Here is a 19267-nt window from a genome sequence, read left to right as displayed (position 1 = left end):
CTAAGTGGGGTCGCAGGGTTCGAATCCTGCCATGGGCACATCGAAGATGGGACCAGGAGTCTTTACCACTGGTCGGGCTCGGGGTCTTACAGCTGGAAGCTCAGAGTTCCGGTGACGGACGGGTCGCCGGGGCGGAGGTGGAGCTGGCCGCTGGCGGGCACGAGGACGACTGCGGCCACGGTTCGTTCTCGTTGAATATCACCGTGGTTCGGGATGCGGATGGGTGGTCTGCACAGAATGTCGAAATGATCGGAGATGACGGCGGTGGACGGGAGGGCGTCGAGCGCCATGGTGCAGGCGTCAAGACGACGGGTCGAGGAGTTGCGGGCGAAGATGTTGAGTTCGTCGTGATCGGCGAAATCGGGGTGTAGAAAATGGTTGGTGTGGACGGAATCGCCGTGGGTTACAAGGCGAATTTCGTTGTTCAAGACCTCGATACACATGGAGTTTTGGCGGTCGACGAGGGTAAGGGACCGGGAACCCGCCAGGGATATGGTGTGTAGTCGCTCGACCGCCTCCGATGCGGTGGCACAGCTGTCAAGGAGGTGACGGATGGCCAGATATGGGGGCACTCCGGGCTTCCAGTCACCACCGAGGACCAGGTTTAGCCCGATAGCCAGGCCGTCACTATTGATGCCCAAGTATCCGAGCAGTCCGCCGAAGCTCAGTAGGAGCACTTTGCGTGGAGAATCGCGGTGTGAGATTCGTAGCACCGCGATGTGCTCGTCGAGATCGCCATTCAGATCGACAGTCTGCGCGAGCACAGTTGGGTGTGTGGCGGTCTCGGCTCGGGAGTAGGTGGTGCAGTCTCCGCCGGTCGGTACCCTTCGGTAGCCCATTAGCTCGCGTCGGATCTGTAGGAGCCAGGCTTCCTCGGTGGTGATGCGCGCACCTTCGGCAATCCCTTGGATCTCCTCCGCCAAACTGGGCAGGGCGTTGGTTATCGCATCGCGGTAGGCAGCGATCTCGGGCCGCAACCCGGACAAGGTGACGAGGTCCGGCAGGACACGGTTGAGACGGCACAACGAATCATCGAGAAAAAGGCGCAGCCGCGGGGCCAATCGCGCCCCGTGCTGGTACCCAACAGTGAACGCGTCTCCAGCACAGTCGACTACAGGCACCTTTTGCGATTCGGTCATATCGAAGAGATGGCGGGTGTGACCTGCGCGTCAGACATAAGCGTCAGCCTGACCTGCGGCCATTCCACGGCGAGGATGCTGTAGTAGACAGCGTCGCGACGCCGCCCGCCGGGCATGAAATTGAAGCTGCGAAGCGTGCCCTCCTCGGCCGCACCGATATTGCGCAAAGCCTGGCGGGCCCGCACATTCAGCTGATCGGTCTTGAACTCGACCCGATGTGCCCCCAACGTTTCGAACGCATGCTCGAGCAGGAGGAGTTTGGCCCACCGGTTGAGACCCGCGCCGCGGAAATCGCGTCCCAGCCAGGACCATCCGATCTCGAGCCGGCCATCGGGTTCGGCGAGATTGCCGAAACTCATGCTCCCGGCGACTCGGCCACTGGCCTTGTCGGTGATGACGTACACCACGCGCCGCCCCGCCCGGTCGTCGTCGAGACACGCGTCGAAGAAATCGTCGAAGTCGGCGCGGGTTTCGATCAGCGTGACGAAGTAGCGCCAGATCTCGGGGTCCATGGCGACGGCGTGCACTGCCTCGCGATCGCTCGCGGAAATCGGATGTAGCCGGACATGATCGTTCTCCAGCACCTGATGGCCGAGGGCTATCCAGCTCATGCGGTTCTGCCTTCCGGTACGTACCGCGCGACGGTGTCGACGATTTCGCGCAGGGTCAGCATCCGGGCGAGATCGTCATCGGTGAGCACGGTGAGGTCGACTCCGGCCCGATGGCACACCGAGGTCAGCAGCACAACCTTGTTCAGTGAGGTCAGACCGTAGGACCGCACCAGGTCGACGTCCGGGTCCAGCTCCTCCGGTGTCACGTCGGCGACGGCCAGCGCCGCGAGTCGGCGGCGCGTGAACTCTGCTATGTCAGCATGCATGAATACCCTCCTCCGGGTTCGTCAGCGCGGATTCGAAACGCGCGTAGATGCGCTGTCGGCGTGGCTTGTATTGGGATGTGAGCAGACCGTTGCCGATGCTGAACGGCTCGTCGGTGACGACGACCCGCGCGATGCGTTCGTCACGGTGCGCGCCGAGGTTGGCGGCGGCGAGCTGGGCGGCGACGGCGGCACGATCCACCGGAACCCGGTCCGAAGCCGCCACCGCCACCAATTCGGTTTGCGCACGGCAGAATACGACGCATTGGGTGATCGCCGTTCCGGCGTTGGCGAGGCGCTCTTCGATGGCTCTGACCACGATCTTGCGACCATTGCCGAGCACGATCGTGTCGTCGGCCCGCCCGACGATGTACAGGTATCCCTCGCTGTCCAGATAGCCCAGGTCCCCGGTGATCACGGTGTTGTCGCCGCAGAACACCCGATCCGAGGCACCGGGCTCGGCGTACAGGTACCGGCGGCTGACCGGATACTCGCTGCGTACCCGAACGACCCCCTCCGAGTCGATGAGAACCGTCTTGCCGGGCAAGACCCGGCCGACACTGCCGGCGCGCGCGGCTCCGGGAGCGTTCTTCGCCACGATGCAGGTTTCGTTGAGACCGTATCCCTCGAAGATCGGAAGCCCCACCGAGGCAAAGAAATCCAGCAGGGCGCGACCGGCCGGAGCGGAACCCGTCCAGAGGTATCGAATGCACCCGCCGAACAACTCGTCCGCCGCCGCTCGCAGCGCCTCGTTCGCACTGTCGGCCTCGATCTCGGCGGCCGACTGTTCGATCTCGCGGCGTGCGGCCTCGAAGAAGGCGGGGACGCCCATGACGACCGTCGGCCGTACCGATGGCATGACGGCGAAGACCGACGTGTAGGTGCAGAGGGTTACGTCATGCCCGTAGGCCAGGGCCGAGTAGATCCAGTAGCGCTGCTGCAGCAACGACAGCGGGAGGAAGATCAGCAGATTATCGCAGGGACCGTGTCCGAACATCTGCTGGATCGCCGTCACGGAGCTGTCGATACTGCCCGCTGTCGCGGCGAGACCCTTGGGCGTGCCGGTGCTGCCGGAGGTGAACTTGATGGTTGTAATGTCCTCGGGCGCATAGTGGACGTCCGGCAATCCTTCTGATCGCGCACTGTCCGTATGGTTTTCGATGTCGCCGATGGCCAGAATGCCGGGCAGATCGACGGGTGTGTCGGTGAAGAGCACCTTCAGGTCGTACCGAGCGAGTAACTCGGCGGTCGGCTCGAATTTTCCAGGTTCCAGCCCAGCTGTCCGGACCCCGAGCCGCAAAGCCGCGAGGTCGAGCAGCACCCACTCCAGCCGGTTCGACGACAGTATTCCGATGCAATCACCGGGACGTATTCCGCGGGCGCACAGGTATGCCGCCACCCGGCCCGCGCGCTCGTACAGCTCTCTTAGTGAAAGGCTGTGCCGCACGGCCAGTGTCGCGATGTGCATGCTGCCACCGGCAGGCGGAGCGGCGATGATGGCGTTGATCACGGCGACACCGCCTCGGCGACCGGGATTGCGGCAGCATCGCGGGACGGGCGAAAGAACACTGCTTCGGACAGAGCGATCGAACTACCGGCAGGCACCGGCTCGACCGTGTCCGGCCAGTCCCGCAGACCGTGTCCGCCCAGCGCCGTATCCAACTTGGCAGCGAATCGCGGCATGATCGGCGCGGACACCGCCGCGAGCAGTTTCGCGGCCGTCAACTCGAGGACGATCGAGGTGCGCATCTCACTGTCCAACGTTGCGATGTCCGCGAGTTGGCCGCTCTCCGCAGCAAATTGCACGGCATCGCAGACGATGCCGTCGATTTCGGCGGCCGTCGTGCGCAGCGAGAAGCCGTCCGGCCCCAGACTCGCCGTGGTGGCGTCGAGCCGAAGATGCAAGCGGCGCAGGAAGGCGAGGTGCTCCGCGGTCCAGCTCCCCGCTTCGGGCGCGCGGCCCCCGAAGCGTCGCGCGACGCGGCACCCCAGGTCGACGAGCCAGCGCTGCCAGATTCCGATGAGCTGCTCATCGAGGACTCGCTCGTACTCCGCGGTCGTGAAATTGGTTCTGGTGCGCTCGGCGCGAGTGCCGGCCAGAAAGAACCGCACCGCGTCGACACTGTCCGGGGACAGGATTTCCTTGCCCCAGATCGCATGCCGGCGACTGGTGGAGAACTTCTCGCCCGCCAGCAGATAGAACTCGTTCACGTGGTAGTCGATATCGGGTTCCCAACCGGGGAACGCGAGGGAGTACAGGGCGGGATAGAGGATGGAGTGATAGAAGCTGTTGTCGTAGCCGAAGAAGTGCACGAGCTTCCACTCCGGCTGTGGTGCACTGGCTTTCCAGCCCGCACCGAGCCGTTCGGCCAACCGCTGGATGCCGTGCAGGAATCCGTAGGACATCTCCGGCCAGACCCAAACCACCTGTCCGGCTCCCTCCGATTCCGCCGGCGGGATACCCCAGTCACTCGGATGGGTGAGCGCGATATCGAGCCGCTCGCGACGGAACACCCGGTCGGCCAGTTCTCGCAGCCGTGCCGGTACCCGCCCGAATCGGTGGTGCAGTCGCACCGCGTCGCGAAATTCGTGTAGCGGCAACGCGAATCGGGTGACGGTAGTCGGGACGGGCGTCAGACCGGACACCGCTGTGATCGGATCGAGCAGGTCGACTACCGCATTGGGCTCACCACATTGTTCGCAGATATTGCCGCGCGTCGAGGAAGCACAGACCGGGCAGCCACCCGCGACGTCGACCTCGTACAGGTACGCACCATTCTCGGGATCAGCCAGGGCGGGGCCTGCCACCGGCTTGATCCGTCCCGAAGCAACGAGTTTCGAGAAGAACTCTCGCAATCCACGGCGGTAGTCCGGGTCGGTCCCGGTGACGGTGTACTGATCGGGCTCGATATCCATCAGCGCGAGCGTCGCCGCGATCTCCGCACTGAAATGCGCGGCGGTCTCGCCCGGCGCACGCTGCTCCTGGCGCGCCAAATCCCGCACGTAGCTTTGAAAGTCATCGCTTCCGGTGAGATGCCAGGCTTGCGCACCGTTCATGCGCTGATACCGGACGTAGGCGTCGGCACCGAGGTAGGGCCCGGAGAGATGTCCGAGGTGGAGATCTCCGTTGGGTGTCGGCGGCGTGGAGAAGACGAAGATCGGGCGAGCCGGGTCAGCGGGCTTTTCGCCGCGCACCGCGGCGCTCACCTGGGCGGCGTCGCGCCAGTACTGGGTGAGAAAGATCAGGTCGCCATCGCCCGCATTGCCGAGCACGTGCGGTTCGAACGGCGCGAACACCGCCACGGTGCCCGGGCCCGCCGGTATCCGCCGATCGTCGACGAGGAACTCACCATCGCCGGAAACAATGGTGATCTGCTCGGTCTCGTCGTGCCGGTGCACCACCGTCCGCCCACCCGGCGACACGCGCCCCCAGGCCGCCGCGGTTGCGAGACCGTCGATGCCACCCATCTGAATGCCGAAGCTGTCGCCGAGTGCCTCGGCCTGGTATCGGCGAATGATCATGCGATGCGCTCCCGTTCGACGTCGGTCCCGGCCAGGGTCTCGAGCAGATCTGCCGTCTCGGCGGCGATGGCCGGGCCGAGGCGATAGCCGGCGCCATTGGCGGCGCCGGCGAACACGACTCGCGGGTCGGCCGACGAACTCCGGACCAGTGGCTCGCGGTCGGGGCTGTAGGCGTCGCAGAACACGCGACCGGAGACGGTGGACGCGATCAGGTGCGGCGAGTACTTCGCCAGAACGCGATGTCCGGCAGCCAGATCCGCCGCCGTCAGCCCGGTTCCGGGCCGGTCGGGTGCGATGTCCCAGTCCTCGCTGGTGTAGCTGAAGAGCCAGTGGCCACGACGATGCATCGGCAGTAGGAAGGCATCCTCGGTGTCGAAGATGACGGCGGCATCGCCGTCCGCGGGGGCCCGGTCGAGGTGCAGCGCGACCACCCGTTTGACCCGAATACCGAAGGGGCGCAGAAACGGCGCCCAGAGGGACGAGCCGGTCCAGGGCCCGGGAGCCAGCACAACCCGATCGGCGAGGACGCTGCGACCGGTACCGAGCCGCAACCGAATTCCGTCCGAACACGGCGCGACAGCGAGCACCGCGCTGCCTTCGTGGAAGCGCACACGCGATCGGACCTCGCGAGCGACGTGCTGCGCAAAGGCGTGCACGTCGGTGTACGCGCACTCGCCGAGCCAGGCGATATGCCCGGGCGGGAGGTCGACCGGCCCGCGGTGCACCGCGGGCGTCGCCAGCAGCCCGGCACCCTCGAGATACCGCTCACGAACGTCGGATTCCCGGGTGCGGTCCGCGATTACGGTCATGGGCAGCGTCCACCGGGTGCCCGCGAAGTACCGCTGACCATAGGCGGCCATACGGCGCACCCGTTCGCTGTTGCCGCGAGGAATGTCCAGTCCGGCCGAATATCGGCTGGCTCCCTCACCGACGCCACCTCGGTCGATAACCACGATATCGAGGTCGGGCCGACGCTCGGACAACTCCCGCGCGATCAGGCAACCGATCACCCCGGCCCCGACTATCGCCACATCCAGCCTGATCGAGTCCGTCATACCGGCATCGACCTTCCGGGTTTCGTCGACCATTCGACGAAGGCCGCCAGCTGATCTCGGCTGCGGGTCCCTCGGATTCGATCGCGAATTTGCTGGCTGCGCCACGAATTCAGGCTCAGATTCGGATCGGCGAGGCCACGCTGGCGGGGGACGGCGTTCTGCAGGAAGATATTGCGGTCCGCCGGGCCGTCCCAGCGCACGGCGAAGTCCTCATCGACCGCGAACTCGCCGTCCTCCCGCTCGAGCCGATCGGCCAGCGGCGCGAGGAAGTCCAAGCGGTTGGGCCGGTAGCCAGTGGCCCAGATCACGGCGTCCGCCTCGAAATACTCGACGTGGTCCGTCTCGTCCTGGTGCCGGACCGCGACCAACCACCGGCCTCCCTCCGGGGTCACGTCTACCACATCCCGATTCGGGTAGAGGCCGATCGCCTGTTCCCGCTGTTCGACGAATCGGTGCACGTACAGGCGCTGGTAGATCTCACGCGCGGTGAGCTCGGAGATTCCGTCGCTGGCCAGCACGTGCTCCCGATTGAATGCCGCCCGGGACCCGGCTTGGAGGCTGTAGAAGTAGTCGGAGTGGCACGGCATGAAGAACTCATTGGTGAAGGGCGAGTTGTCGATCGGGAAGAAGTTGCGCCGGCGCGATACCCACACTGTTTCGCGGGGCAGCTGCCGGCCGTCGCGGGAGATCAGGTCCAGCACGGCTTCCGCGCCCGATTGCCCGCCGCCGATGACCACGACGCGGCGCCCGCCCAGTGCTGCCGCCTTGCCGGTGAAATCCGCCATGTGGAACTGGCTGTCGCCGAGACCGCCACGGGCGAACTCGGGAACCCAGGGCCGCGCGCCGACCCCGACGACGATATTGTCGGCGGACAACGTGCGCCGGTCCGTGCGCAGTGTGAAGGTCCCGTCGAAATGCACGGCGATCAACTCTTCGCCGAATACGACATTCGGGTTGCGGCCGCTCGCCCATTCCAGGTAGTTCCGGTATTCGCGCCGGGGCACGCTCTCGAATCGGGCGTTCAGGAAGTGGTAGATCCGGCCCTGTTCGTGCAGGTAGTTCAGGAACGAGAAGGGATTGGTGGGATCGCTCAGGCTGACCAGATCCTTCAGCGGCGATACCTGCAGCGTCGCCCCGCCCACGAGTTGACCGTCGTGCCAGTCGAATCGGTCTTTGCGGTCGAGAAACAGATTCGGCACGTCGGAATCCGCGTGCAGCAGCGACGCCAGGGACAGGTTCGCGGGCCCCACCCCGATGCCGACGCATCGGAAATGGGCGGAGCGCGATTCATGGTCCGGCATGGGCTGCCCCGCTTTCCGCCGGAACCGGTCCGGCACTGGCCGTTCGATGCCCGAGGGTTTCGGCGATCGTGGCGCGCAGCACTTCCGAAGCGCCCTCGTAGAGGCGCAGGGATCGAATCTGCCGGTAGAGGCGCTCGGTCAGGCTGTCGGTGACCAACCCGGACGCACCGCGGATCTGAACGGCCGCATCGACAATGACTTGCGCGTTCTCGGTGGCGTAGAGCTTCGCGATACCCGCCTGCCTGGCGAAGTGCGGCGCGCTGTGATCGGCATCCCAGGCGGCCCGGGCGACCAGCAGCGCCGCGGCATTGAGCGCGACCTCCGCGTCGGCCAGCGAGGCGCGCACCGTCGGCAGGTCGAATAGCGTGGCGCCGTATGCTTTTCGTCCGCGCGCATGGTCGAGCGCCGCATCGGCGGCCCGGCGTGCGAAACCGACGGCCGCCGCGCCGACCGTCATGCGGAATCGTTCGAGCAGATCCATGGTGAGGATGAACCCGCCGCCGAGTCCGCCCAGGACGGCGTCGGCAGGGACGTAGCAGTCCTCGAACTCCACGCGGGCGAGGGAGCGCGGGGCCACCATATCGATCGGTTGCGTCCGCAGCCCCGGGGTGCCGGCAGGAACCAGGAAGGCGGTCAGGCCGAATGCGCCCAGACCACCCGTCCGCGCGATCACGCAGAACACATCGGCCAGGGTGCCGTTGGCGATCCAGGCTTTGTGGCCATTGAGAAGATAACCACTGGAATGGTTTTCGGCACGCAGTTCGATAGCGGCGACATCCGAGCCAGCCTGATCTTCGGAGAGCGCGAAGGCGCCGATCGCCTCGCCGCGCGACATCGGCGGCAGCCAACGCGCCTGTTGCTCGGCGCTGCCGTGCCGCCGGATCGGGGTGGCGGCCAAGGCCTGCACCGAGAATGCGTAGTCGGCGAGATCTTCGCTGTAGGCCAGGATTTCGCGCATCAGGCACAGGCCACGCCAATCCAATCCCGGCGCGCCGGCACCTGCGGCCGGGTCCAGACCGGCCAGCCAACCTGCCGCGCCGAGCTCACGAATAATGCTGGCGCCCGACGAATCCGAGGCGTCGGTCCGGGCGCGTGCCCAGAGTGCGCCCTGCTCCGCACACCACCGGTCCACCGATTCGGCGAGGGCGCGGTGGGTCCGATCGTAGAACGGCAGGGCGAGAATGTCCGGGTCGAAGGCGGGACGGCGTACCTCAGTTCGCATTGCGGACCATCAGCTTTCGCACCAAATCCGCCTCGACGAACAGAGCGAAGGAAGCGTAACCGCGCCAGACTCGACGCCACTCCCCCGCTACCGCTGCCGATCCCGCGTTCCGCCCGACCGAGTCCACATAGCTGTTGATGATGTCGGCGGCTTGCCGGGCGTGCCCGGCGGAGACATTGTCGATGGTCAGGTGTGCTTCTTCGTAGCAGGTGTCGAGGCCGTGGTGACGCAGTTTCTGGATCTCGTGCAGCCGCACTTCGCCGAGTCCAAAAAGCTCTATGCCGAGGGTGAATCCGAGAATCTCGGGATAGCGGCAATCCGGGAACAGCCCGAGGCTCAATTGGTGGTTCGCGAAGGCGTAGGGCAAATCGGGCAGTACCCGCTCATTGATGAACTCCCGCTCCCGAATGTGCGGCAGCTCGATCGACATGCTCGCGAGCACCCGATTGATCAGGGTGATGTGGTTTTTCGCGAGATCGCCGCGCCCCATCTCGTCGGCGTGGATCGCGTGCAGGGCGGCCACACCGGGCCGGTCGAGGCGTCCGGCGTTGCCGATGCGATGTAGCCACGCGCCGTCGACGAGCGCGGCAAGCGCGTATCTCTTCTGGTTCTCGATCACCGCGTCGCGATCAGGGATCTCGTCGAGCGGTCGGTACGGGCCGATCAGTTTCCTCCAGTAGATATTCTCGACCCGCTCGAGCAGTGCGCCAGCACTGTAGTCGAACCAGCTCGCGTCGGTGTAGCGGCCGCTCGCGCCCTCGGTGAAGAGCAACTCCGCCCGCTCGAGCACCTGGTCGGCGTAGTTGCGCGCCCGGGTGATGGTGCCGGGATAGTTCTCGATATTCACCAGGCGGTGGAACAACTCCCGCGGCTGCCACCGCGCCGCGTCGCGCGGATCCACCGTCACCAGGTCCACGTCCGCCGGGTGGAAGGCAGCGATGGCGGCGTCCCAATTCCGCGCCTCGTCGTCGCCGGCGGTGCATGCACCGGCCGCCGGACCGGCGGGTTCACCTGCCGCAACGGCTTCCGACCACGCGGTGAGCACCTCTGCTTCGGCATCGTCGAAGATGCCGAACATCGGCCCGCCGAACTTGATCGCGTCCAGCAGCCGATTGCCACCTCCCGGTCCCGTCCGCAGTTGACGGGAACCGCGCAACTCTGAAACGAACTGCGCGACATCGAGGTCCGGATCGGCGAGGGCGTCCGACAACTTCCGCCCGCCGATGCGCACGCCGCCGTGCTGAGTACCCGCATAGCGCGCGTGCCGGGCGATGATCCGGCCCACCCGCTCGTCCAGGGAGAGCCGGTCGTGCCAGTGCGCCAGGTCCACCAGCGAGCCGATGTGCTCGGTCTCGAGCCGGATGACCAGACGGATGGCGCGCAGCAGTCGTGGCACGTCCGTTGCCGCGGTGCCGGATATGCGGGCGTAGCCGAGGAAGTCCGGAATGATCCGGTCGAGACGCGGTAGCTGGCGGCAGCCCATGCCGAGCAGGTGATCGTCGACGGCCATCATGTCGAATGCATAGTGCACCGCCACGATCTCGGGCAGGAAGTTCGCGGGCAGGCGGCTCAGTGCTAGATAGAACGAGGCGCTGTGCGCGGTCAAGGGTCGAGCCTGCGTGGCGCTCAGGAACTCGCGGGCGGTGAGTTCGGGGAGAAAGACGCCCTCGGCGGCCATGGCACGACGGCGGAGCTGTCCCACCGCTTGGCCCGGTTCTCCCGCCCCGTGCAGGAGGAAGCTGTGTGCCACCAGCTGATTGACAATCCCGGAGGGCTGCGTCGCGGGCTGGGAGACGATGTCGTTCCAGCACCCGTCCAGCAGGGCGATCGGCGCACGCTGGCGCAGGACGATTCGTCTGGTTGCCGCATCGCGGGAAAACAGCGTGTCGATCAGCGGGCGCAACCTGATACCGGCCGCGGCGACCTCGTCGGCGATGTCCTCGGCCGTGAGGTCACGCCCGGCCGGCTCCGGGATCGCATCGAGGAACGCTCCGATGATCCGCCGGGCCAGGACGACCGACGCTTCGTTCTCCTGCTCCATGAGCAGTTGATGCCACACTGCGTCGGCGCCCGAGGCAAGCACCCGGTCGGCCGCGGCGGCGGCGGCGTGGCTGAATTCGAAACGGCGCGGCGGCAGGGACGTCGACGTGTCGAGGGGGCGAGTCAGCGCATCGGAGGACATCAACGCGACGTTCCGGCGAGGTGACGAGTCAGTGCCTGAATGTTCAGCGCCGCGGAGAACGCGTGGCCCCGGGTATTGAAGTGGAGTTTGTCGCTGCTGTAGATGCTCGGGTCGGCGGTCAGCGGGTGATCCAGGAACTGCACGAAGATGGCGCCGAGTTCGCGTGACACCTCCTCGGTGAGGTGCGCGAGCGCACGCGTCGCGGCACTGACCGACTGCGCGTATTTCGCGGGTACCAGGTCGGCCTGGGTGAGGTCGAGCAGTCCGCACGTCACCACGTCCGCGCCCTGGTCACGCAGTGCGGAGACGATGGCCGTCAGATCCGCGCGCACCCGCACCGGGTCGAATCCGGGGCGGAGTATATCGTTGCCGCCGCAGGCGACGAAGGCCAGATCCGGTCCGAAATCCAGTGCGGCCTCGAGTTGGGCCGCGCGTACCTCGGTGGTGGTCAGGTCACGCTTGCCGAGATTGATCGCGGTGAATTCCGGCTGGATTTCGCGCAGGGCCGTTTCGATGCGTTCGGACCAGGACAGGTCGGCGAATCCGGGCGCTGTCTCCCGAATGCCTTCCGCGACACTGTCTCCGAGCGTCACCATCCGCTGCCACGGTGCGCCGCCGAGCATCTCGGCGGCGGTGGCGGTGCTCATCGCGAAGGGGTCAGTTTCCTCGGTCGGCGTGGTCATGCGATGTCTTCCTTTCCCATAGCGATGGTGTCGGCGACTTCCCTGCCCCGGACCAGGCGCTCCTGGCGGTCGATCTCCTGGGCGAGCCGTTCATCCTCGGCATTAATTGCGGCACCGTCGATTTCGCCGAAGCCGAAGACCCCGAGATCCTTCAGCGCTTGCTGCATGCGTGGCCCGAACAGGTTGATATCGCGCAGGGTCGGGACGATGCGGGAGAAGAGCCGGCGACGGAATTCCCGCATGGCGGGTGAGCGCCGGGCCAGCGCGATGCACTCCTCGGCCCCGTAATCGAGGTTGCGCCACATGTCCTCACCGGCGAAACGGTCACGCAAGGTCCAGCACGCTTCAATGGCGAATTCCTCGCGCTCGCGTAGCTCGGCGTCGGTGAGCTGGCGGTAGAAATCGCGCAGGGCGAGGCGACCGAACGCGACATGCCGGGCCTCGTCCTGCAGCACATAGGCATTCAGCGTGCGCGCCAGGGGATCTCGCAGGCGGTCGCGTTGAATACTGAAGGAGGCCAGCGCGAGCCCCTCGATGAGCACCTGCACGCCGAGATAGGTGATATCCCAGCGGCTGTCGCGGACAATAGTTTCGAACAGGCCACGCAGCGGGGTCGACATGCCGTACCGCACACCGATTTTGGTGTCCAGCATCCGCTGATACACCTCGACATGGCGAGCCTCATCCATGACCTGGGTGGCAGCGTAGAACTTGGCATCCATATCCGGCACGGTCTGCACCACCTTCGCGGCACAGACGAGCCCGCCTTGCTCACCGTGCAGGAACTGCGAATACAACCAGCCCGCCAGGTGCCGCCGCACGGTGATCCGGTCGGCTTCCGGCAGCGCCCGCCAGAGGTCCGAGTCGGCGATCCACACGAATTCGTCGGGCATGCCGATCGGATTATCCGGATCAACCTCATGGGACCAATCCAGCCGGACCTCGGCGTCCCACTGTCGTTGCTTGCCCTTTCCGTACAGGGCGAGCAGCCGTTCGTTTCCGGGGTCGTAGTCCCAGCTGAACACCGTCGCGCCACCGGTTTCGAGCGCCCAGGTCCCGCCGAGTGCGGCCATCCGCCCGGCCTCGGTCGGCGAATTCTCGCTGTTCACCAGCGGACTCCCGCCGCCGCAGCGATTTCCATGCGCGAGGTCACTCCGGCGAATGCCCGCTTCGATCCCGGCCCGCCTTCGGCGTCGATCACCAGCGGAGCACCTGCCTCCACAGCGCACGGCAGCAAGCGGTTGAAACGGCTGCCGCAGCAGGCTTGCCGGAATTCGCCGGCGCCGTCGGGCGCCAGGTGCGCGAAGACGACATCCAGGGGCCGCCAGTGTCCGTGCTCGTACACCTCGGTCCAGGCATGGTCGCTACCGAGCAGGCCGAGCAGGTAGCCGCGACGAGTTCTGACGCGTGATCCGCAGTCCCGCAATCGGTCCGCGAGCACCGCGCTGGTGACCACACAGTCGGCGATGCCCAGATCCCACGCCCGCCGGTGATCGGCGCGAAGGCTCTCGGCAATGGTCTGGTAGACGACCCGTCCGGACCTGAAAGCCTCGAGGTGCTCATCGAATGCCGCACGGACGGCGGTATTTTCGATGTCATAACGCTGCCCTGAGAGTCGCACGCGGACTCGATACGGTGCACTCTGGCGACCCGCCGGGACGGTCGGCGGCGGGATGTCGGAGTCCGGCGCGTCGAGGGCCTCGATCCCGTCGGCCCGTCGATCGGGGACGGCGGCGGCCAGGACACCCTGCCGCCCGACGGGCAAATGCACCGTGACAGTCCAGGTGATGGGCCGCAGCCACGACTGCGGCGTACCGGCGGCGAACCGCATCAGCAGGCGCTGCGCCAGTTCGGGCACGCTGAGATCGCTGCCCGAGCAGGCGCCGGCATTGACCACATCGGCGTAGTCGAACAGCATTCCCCGCAGGGGATCGAGCCGGTGCTGTAACCCCTCCGACGCCAATGCCGCCACCTGCTCGGTGTCGCACCGCAGCACCTCGGCCGCCTCGGAGACCGTGGTGTCGAAGACCGCCAGCTCGGCCGGCGTCTGCACGAATGAGAGGTTCACGCCTGCTCCGCTACGAGTTTCGCGAGCTGCCGCACGGTGGTCGCGGCGTAGGCGGTGTCGTCGGAAATTTGTATGCCGAGCGCGGTTTCGACGTCGACGATGACTCGCAGCATGGCGAGGGAATCGATGCCGGGCAATTCCGCGATCGCCCGGTCCGGTTCGATTTCGGCGGGGTCCAGTTCCAGCCGGGTCGCGAAGGCGACGGCGAGGGCAGCTTCCACGGTTTCCGCGTTCATTCGACCGCGCCTTCCTGCGTGATGCGACGGCACAGTTCGCGGGCCGCCTGGCGCCGCACCTTGCCGGAGCTGGTGTATGGAATGGTCTTGGGTGCAACGGGATACACCCGTGCGATACCGGGTCCCAGCGCCAGCCGGATCGCCGATTCGACGGTCGCGGCCAGTGCGCCAGCCGCGTCCGGATCGAGCTGGGTTTCCAGGAGGACGGCAATGTATTCGGCCTCGGGTTCGGTGACACCGATCGCGGCGCAACGACCGGTGTCCGCATCCGGGAGGCTCCGGACGAGATCCTCGATGTCCTCGGCGTAGTAGTTCTGGCCGTGCTGGATCATCATGTCCTTACGCCGGCCGACGATGTAGAGCTCACCATCTTGCTCGAAACCGAGGTCGCCGGTGCGCAGCCAGCCGTCGCCAGTGAACGGCTGCTCGGCATCCGGGACGCCCAGATAACCGCCCATGACCGCGGCGCCCGATATCTCGATCTCCCCCACGCGGCCCGATTCGGCGACCCGCCAACGCATTTCGCCGGCGGCACGGCCCGCGCTCATCACCGTTCGCGCGGCGTCGGAGTTCCCGCGCACCGCCCGGACCGCGTCGCCGGGGCCGAGCTGGAAACGGTCCACCTCGAGCGCCCGCGGCACCGACCCCGAGGGCAGGCAGGTCACCATGAGGGTGGCTTCGGCCATGCCGTAGCAGGGGCGCATGGCCTCCGGACGGAACCCGACGGGCGCGAACACTTCCGTGAACTCCTGGATCGTCTCCTGTCGCACCGGCTCGGCACCGTTGAAAGCCAGGCGCCAGCGAGATAGATCAATGTTGGCGGGTACCCCGCCGCGGAACGCGGTCGCAAGGGTCTGATAGCCGAAATTCGGCATGGGCACAGCAGTGGTCGGCGATCCTGCGCACTCGGCCAGCCAGCGCCGGGGATCACGGACGAAGTCCGATGGCCGCCAGAGGCATACCGGCGTGCCATGGACCAGACTGACGAGGGTTGCGAACAGGCCCATGTCATGAAACAGCGGCAGCCACAGACCCATGCAGTCGTCGCTGGTCCACTCTGCGGCGTCGGCGATAGCGTCCAGCCCGGCCACGATATTCGCGGCGGTTAATGCGACTCCCTTCGGGGCGGAGGTGCTGCCGGAGGTGTACTGGATGACGGCAAATTCGTCCGGTCCCCTTAGGCTCCGCCGATTAGCATCCCGATGGGGCACTTGGGTTATGTCATAGACTCGAATGCCTATCAGGTCGTCAGCGAGTCGTTTTAGCAACCGGGCACCAACCTCGTCGACCAGTAGTGTGTCCAGCTCGGCGTCGCCAATAATGCGACGCAGGTGATTCAGATACGCCGCACCGCTGCCGAACGCACCAGGAAGGGCGATCGGTACCGCCGCGGCGCCTACGCGCAGGCACGCAAGCAGGCCGCGCAACCACGGTTCGCCATTGGCCATCAACACACCGACCCGGCGGTCGCCGTCGATGACCGCAGCGGCCGATTCAGCATCGCAGAGGACTCGCGCAATCGGAAGGGAGTGCCCCGTCGCAGGGAAATGCAGCATCGTTTGGGGTTTTGCCGCGCTACTGATCGCGTCCCAGAGCATGGTGTCTTTCCTTTCTAATCGAGGACACTCGCCGGCCTCCGCGCTGCCATCGACGTAACCCTCGGACTCCAGACCTCTCGGAAACTATTTCGCGCCGGCTAATGCCGCACGGAGCGCCGAAACGACTTCGTTGGCATCCAACGCTACTAAGTTCTCCAGACGCGCCAGCGCCTCACTCGATCCACCGGTTCGAAGGAACTTTTGCCGAGCGATATTCCTATGGTCACGCCGGGTCTCCGGACCTGCCATGCCAATGCTGCGATCCCGGCCTTCGCTAAATGTCCGCCCGTCGGTCAGGACTACATCGACCCGCGCACCGATAGCCATCGTCGCAGTGTCGAAGGTACTTGCCGACGGGCCGATGGTTGTTCGGATGAGCTCTAGATCGGACGCCGGCAGGTCGCGGATGACCGGCAGGCTTCCAACTCGATCACCGGCTTGCCTAAGCATTTCTCCGAGCGGCACTGTGGCTCTGACCATAGCTTCCGTCAGGGATCTGTCCTCGACCACGCGCACTTTGTCAGCCAATGCCCACAATCTGGGATCACCGATTTGCTGAGGCCCGAAGCTATCGATCCCCAAGTGACCGGTCGCCAGAATTGCGGCGATTCCATATCCAACGGAGAATGTGATCGCGGAGACGGTCGTTTGTTCCCGGCGCAGGTGCGGGCGAACCTTTGCGTCGAGCAATACGGTCAGGAGCGAAGAGTGTACAACGATCTCCTTTACGTCATCGAGCTGATTCACTCCGAGGTCAGCATGCAATTTTTCGGCGCACTCGAAGGCGGCTTGAAGATAGAAACTGCCAGGATACGGTTTAAATGAGAGCGTGTCCGTGTGCCAGCGTTTTCCTAGTCGATCAGTAATTGCGTCCTCTAGTGGCATGTCCGCGAGCTTGGCCAGCACTCCGTCTGCGCCTTCGAAGACATCGAGGCTGCCGCGCAGGCCGTGCAGGGCAGCGTCGCATGCGTCAAGAGCATTTCGGACCGGAAGGGCGGCGACGAAAACCTTTGCGTCCGAGGACAGAAAGGATTGTTCGTGCGGTACCGGGAGGATCCCAAATCCAAGTCCGAAAGCGTTCGTCCAATCGGACTCCGCCCACCCGAGACCATGGAGTCTAGCGACAACGGCTCCAATGATATGTGGATACGTCGAACTTTGCCCGCGGAAAATGGGGCCGAGAATCACGGCCGACTGAAACCTCGCCGCACATTCGTTGGCAGCAACGATGGCAGCGATCGTTTCCTTGCCGTTGCGTCCGAGCTCCTCCGCATAACCCATCGCTACGTTGACACACGATGCCGACAAGTGCCCAGAGTAGGCGACCTCGTCGAACTCGAAGCTCATGGACAGGGCTGACAATACGAAAGCCGATTGCTTGCCCGAAATATCCGACGGCTTCCCGAACGCGGCTACCAGGGACTGTCCGAGGGGGTGTTCCAGCGACGCACGTATCGCTGCGAGGTTGGAGATGATCTGGCTGATCGTCAAGTCCACCGTGTGAGATGGAATATCTTCGAACGCCAAGGAGCGAGCCCACTGCGCCAGGCGAGCGGTGATGCTCGGGCATGAGTCTTCCGAAGTATCCATCGTTATCCTCGCTCGGCCAGCTCGATTAGAGCGTCTATATCCATGTCCGCGATCTCGTCGACGGGCGTGTTTGTTGTCGGCACACCGGGGTTGACGCTGCTATCGGTCACCGAGGGTGCGAGATCTTCACTTCGGCCGTACTTCTCCGGGAATCGCTCCCGCAGAACGTTTACGAGGTGTTTCGCAAGCTGCTCCGGACTCGGGTGGTCGAAGACCGTCGAGACGGGCAACCGAAGATCCATGATTCCCTGAAGCCGGTTGCGGAACTCGACAGCGGTCAAGGAGTCGAAGCCGATGTCCTTGAATGCCATGTCCCCGGCGACGGCGAGCCGGTCCTCGTACCCGAGGATTTCCGCCGCTTGTAATTGGATCTCGGTCAGCACCGCTTCCCACTGGCCATCGAGGTCCAGTTCTTTCAGACGTTCGAGCAGGTTGGATCGTGTGGCTCGCTCGGCCGACGCCGCGCGCCGATCTTTTCGCACGAGTCTCTGGAACAAGCCAGGCGTGTCGCTCGACCGCGCGATGCTGTCTGCATCGAATGCTGCGGCGATGAGATACGGGTGCGCGGATCCAGTCACCCTGTCGAAGAGCTCTAGACCTACGTCCTGCGGCATCTGAGACAGACCGGACCGTCTGATGCGCGAAACATCATGGCCCGACAGGCGCCCTGACATGCCACCGGTCTCTCGAGCCCAGATGCCCCAGGCCACTGATTGACCGGGCAGACCGAGTGTCTGCCGATATTGGGCGAATGCATCGAGGAACGCGTTCGCTGCGGCGTAGTTGGCCTGGCCTGGTGATCCGAGAGATCCGGCCGCCGATGAGAACAGGATGAAGGCTTCGAGATCCAGATGGCGGGTCAGTTCGTGGAGGTTCCATGCGACGTCGACCTTCGACCGAAGCACCGTGTGAAGCTGCTCGTGCCCCAAGGTCTCCACCGTGCCGTCGGAGACTTGGCCGGCCGCGCTGATGACAGCACGGAGCGGCGCATCCGCAGGGATAGCGTCGAAGACTCGGGTGAGGTCCTCGATCTTGGAGGCATCGCAGGCAACAATGCGAACCCTGGCGCCTTGGGCTTGAAGCTCTGTGTGAAGCTGCTCCGCCCCTACCGCCCTCACTCCCGATCGACTGACCAGAATTAAGTCCGTAGCACCGTGATTGGCTACGAGGTGCCGTGCGACAAGCTCACCCAGACCGCCCGTTCCTCCGACGATCAGCACCGTTTTCCGATCACCGTTCCAGGACTGGCCGGTGCGCACCACCTCGACCTGCTGGAGCCGTGGCAGATGGAGTTGACCGCTCCGGATAGCGAGCAGTGGTTCGGACGACGTGACCTGGTCAGCAGCGGTCGACTCGTCGGTGTCGACAAGCGCGAATCTGCCTGGGTTCTCGTTCTGGGCAGAGCGGATGAGACCCCACACCGCCGCAGAGGCGGGGTCCAGCTCTCTATCGGCATCCGATACGAGGACTGCACGGCGGGTGCGGACCGTCAAGCGATACTGGTCGAAACGAGGGATAGCCAACCAATTCTGGATGGTTGTCAGGATGCTGCTTGTCAGTGTGTGGACCAGTTCCGCATTCGGGCTTTCCTCTCCGACAACGACATCCAGGATCGTCTCCCCCGCCGGTTCTATTTCGAAGGGGTACGGCGAATATCCAGTGGACTGGTCGATGGACACGACGCTGGGCTGAGTATCCGCGGGCCCGGCGGGGCGATCGATGGGCTCCCAGTCGATCGCGTAGAGCAATTGGTTCGTCGTATCAGCGATGGCGGCGATCTGATCAATCGAAGTCGTG

16 protein-coding genes are annotated in these 19267 nt (G+C 65.2%); all 16 read right to left on the bottom strand.

Annotation, left to right across the window (positions count from 1 at the left end; all coding sequences use genetic code 11):
• Window positions 1–86: 86 nt before the first annotated feature.
• Window positions 87–1139: a C45 family autoproteolytic acyltransferase/hydrolase gene (locus tag NN4_RS39730; RefSeq protein ID WP_147142230.1), complete on the bottom strand. Its 1053-nt coding sequence runs from the start codon at window positions 1137–1139 to the stop codon at window positions 87–89.
• Window positions 1136–1750 (bottom strand): GNAT family N-acetyltransferase, encoded by a 615-nt coding sequence (locus NN4_RS39725; RefSeq protein WP_147142228.1) that lies wholly within the window; start codon window positions 1748–1750, stop codon window positions 1136–1138. Before NN4_RS39725 ends, NN4_RS39730 begins: the two co-directional genes overlap by 4 nt.
• A complete protein-coding gene (locus NN4_RS39720) occupies window positions 1747–2016 on the bottom strand; it encodes a phosphopantetheine-binding protein (RefSeq protein WP_147142225.1) in 270 nt (89 codons plus the stop codon). Before NN4_RS39720 ends, NN4_RS39725 begins: the two co-directional genes overlap by 4 nt.
• Complete coding sequence (locus NN4_RS39715) at window positions 2006–3523, bottom strand: AMP-binding protein (RefSeq protein ID WP_222595252.1); 1518 nt, start codon at window positions 3521–3523, stop codon at window positions 2006–2008. Before NN4_RS39715 ends, NN4_RS39720 begins: the two co-directional genes overlap by 11 nt.
• Window positions 3520–5535, bottom strand: coding sequence for a class I tRNA ligase family protein (locus NN4_RS39710; protein ID WP_147142222.1), 2016 nt, complete (start codon window positions 5533–5535; stop codon window positions 3520–3522). Before NN4_RS39710 ends, NN4_RS39715 begins: the two co-directional genes overlap by 4 nt.
• Entirely contained in the window at window positions 5532–6590 is a 1059-nt protein-coding gene (locus tag NN4_RS39705; RefSeq protein WP_147142219.1) for an NAD(P)/FAD-dependent oxidoreductase, read from the bottom strand. Before NN4_RS39705 ends, NN4_RS39710 begins: the two co-directional genes overlap by 4 nt.
• Entirely contained in the window at window positions 6587–7891 is a 1305-nt protein-coding gene (locus NN4_RS39700) for a lysine N(6)-hydroxylase/L-ornithine N(5)-oxygenase family protein (protein ID WP_147142216.1), read from the bottom strand. Before NN4_RS39700 ends, NN4_RS39705 begins: the two co-directional genes overlap by 4 nt.
• On the bottom strand, window positions 7878–9113 hold the full coding sequence (locus NN4_RS39695) for an acyl-CoA dehydrogenase family protein (protein ID WP_147142213.1): 1236 nt from the start codon (window positions 9111–9113) through the stop codon (window positions 7878–7880). The genes NN4_RS39700 and NN4_RS39695 overlap by 14 nt, the downstream gene beginning before the upstream one ends.
• Window positions 9103–11295: an iron-containing redox enzyme family protein gene (locus tag NN4_RS39690; protein ID WP_147142210.1), complete on the bottom strand. Its 2193-nt coding sequence runs from the start codon at window positions 11293–11295 to the stop codon at window positions 9103–9105. The genes NN4_RS39695 and NN4_RS39690 overlap by 11 nt, the downstream gene beginning before the upstream one ends.
• Window positions 11295–11978, bottom strand: coding sequence for an SGNH/GDSL hydrolase family protein (locus tag NN4_RS39685; RefSeq protein WP_147142207.1), 684 nt, complete (start codon window positions 11976–11978; stop codon window positions 11295–11297). Before NN4_RS39685 ends, NN4_RS39690 begins: the two co-directional genes overlap by 1 nt.
• Complete coding sequence (locus NN4_RS39680; protein ID WP_222595251.1) at window positions 11975–13087, bottom strand: diiron oxygenase; 1113 nt, start codon at window positions 13085–13087, stop codon at window positions 11975–11977. Before NN4_RS39680 ends, NN4_RS39685 begins: the two co-directional genes overlap by 4 nt.
• Complete coding sequence (locus NN4_RS39675; RefSeq protein ID WP_147142205.1) at window positions 13084–14046, bottom strand: transglutaminase; 963 nt, start codon at window positions 14044–14046, stop codon at window positions 13084–13086. Before NN4_RS39675 ends, NN4_RS39680 begins: the two co-directional genes overlap by 4 nt.
• Window positions 14043–14282 (bottom strand): acyl carrier protein, encoded by a 240-nt coding sequence (locus NN4_RS39670; RefSeq protein ID WP_147142202.1) that lies wholly within the window; start codon window positions 14280–14282, stop codon window positions 14043–14045. The genes NN4_RS39675 and NN4_RS39670 overlap by 4 nt, the downstream gene beginning before the upstream one ends.
• Window positions 14279–15880: an AMP-binding protein gene (locus NN4_RS39665; protein WP_147142199.1), complete on the bottom strand. Its 1602-nt coding sequence runs from the start codon at window positions 15878–15880 to the stop codon at window positions 14279–14281. Before NN4_RS39665 ends, NN4_RS39670 begins: the two co-directional genes overlap by 4 nt.
• Window positions 15881–15964: 84 nt before the next feature.
• Entirely contained in the window at window positions 15965–17470 is a 1506-nt protein-coding gene (locus NN4_RS39660; protein WP_147142196.1) for an MmgE/PrpD family protein, read from the bottom strand.
• A 2-nt stretch (window positions 17471–17472) separates the two neighbouring features.
• The coding region (locus NN4_RS39655) for a type I polyketide synthase (protein WP_147142194.1) at window positions 17473–19267 on the bottom strand (1795 nt) is incomplete at its 5' end.

Origin of the sequence: Nocardia ninae NBRC 108245 (genome assembly GCF_007990755.1) — a bacterium.
Taxonomy (GTDB): domain Bacteria; phylum Actinomycetota; class Actinomycetes; order Mycobacteriales; family Mycobacteriaceae; genus Nocardia; species Nocardia ninae.
Note: the sequence above shows the minus strand (reverse complement) of the source record. Positions and strands in the feature narration are given on the sequence as shown.

Excerpts from the sequence above, each read along its gene's own strand:
- NN4_RS39730 (WP_147142230.1), bottom strand. The coding sequence starts at position 1,139 with ATGACCGAATCGCAAAAGGTGCCTGTAGTCGACTGTGCTGGAGACGCG.
- NN4_RS39725 (WP_147142228.1), bottom strand. The coding sequence starts at position 1,750 with ATGAGCTGGATAGCCCTCGGCCATCAGGTGCTGGAGAACGATCATGTC.
- NN4_RS39720 (WP_147142225.1), bottom strand. The coding sequence starts at position 2,016 with ATGCATGCTGACATAGCAGAGTTCACGCGCCGCCGACTCGCGGCGCTG.
- NN4_RS39710 (WP_147142222.1), bottom strand. The coding sequence starts at position 5,535 with ATGATCATTCGCCGATACCAGGCCGAGGCACTCGGCGACAGCTTCGGC.
- NN4_RS39705 (WP_147142219.1), bottom strand. The coding sequence starts at position 6,590 with ATGACGGACTCGATCAGGCTGGATGTGGCGATAGTCGGGGCCGGGGTG.
- NN4_RS39700 (WP_147142216.1), bottom strand. The coding sequence starts at position 7,891 with ATGCCGGACCATGAATCGCGCTCCGCCCATTTCCGATGCGTCGGCATC.
- NN4_RS39695 (WP_147142213.1), bottom strand. The coding sequence starts at position 9,113 with ATGCGAACTGAGGTACGCCGTCCCGCCTTCGACCCGGACATTCTCGCC.
- NN4_RS39690 (WP_147142210.1), bottom strand. The coding sequence starts at position 11,295 with ATGTCCTCCGATGCGCTGACTCGCCCCCTCGACACGTCGACGTCCCTG.
- NN4_RS39685 (WP_147142207.1), bottom strand. The coding sequence starts at position 11,978 with ATGACCACGCCGACCGAGGAAACTGACCCCTTCGCGATGAGCACCGCC.
- NN4_RS39670 (WP_147142202.1), bottom strand. The coding sequence starts at position 14,282 with ATGAACGCGGAAACCGTGGAAGCTGCCCTCGCCGTCGCCTTCGCGACC.
- NN4_RS39665 (WP_147142199.1), bottom strand. The coding sequence starts at position 15,880 with ATGCTCTGGGACGCGATCAGTAGCGCGGCAAAACCCCAAACGATGCTG.
- NN4_RS39660 (WP_147142196.1), bottom strand. The coding sequence starts at position 17,470 with ATGGATACTTCGGAAGACTCATGCCCGAGCATCACCGCTCGCCTGGCG.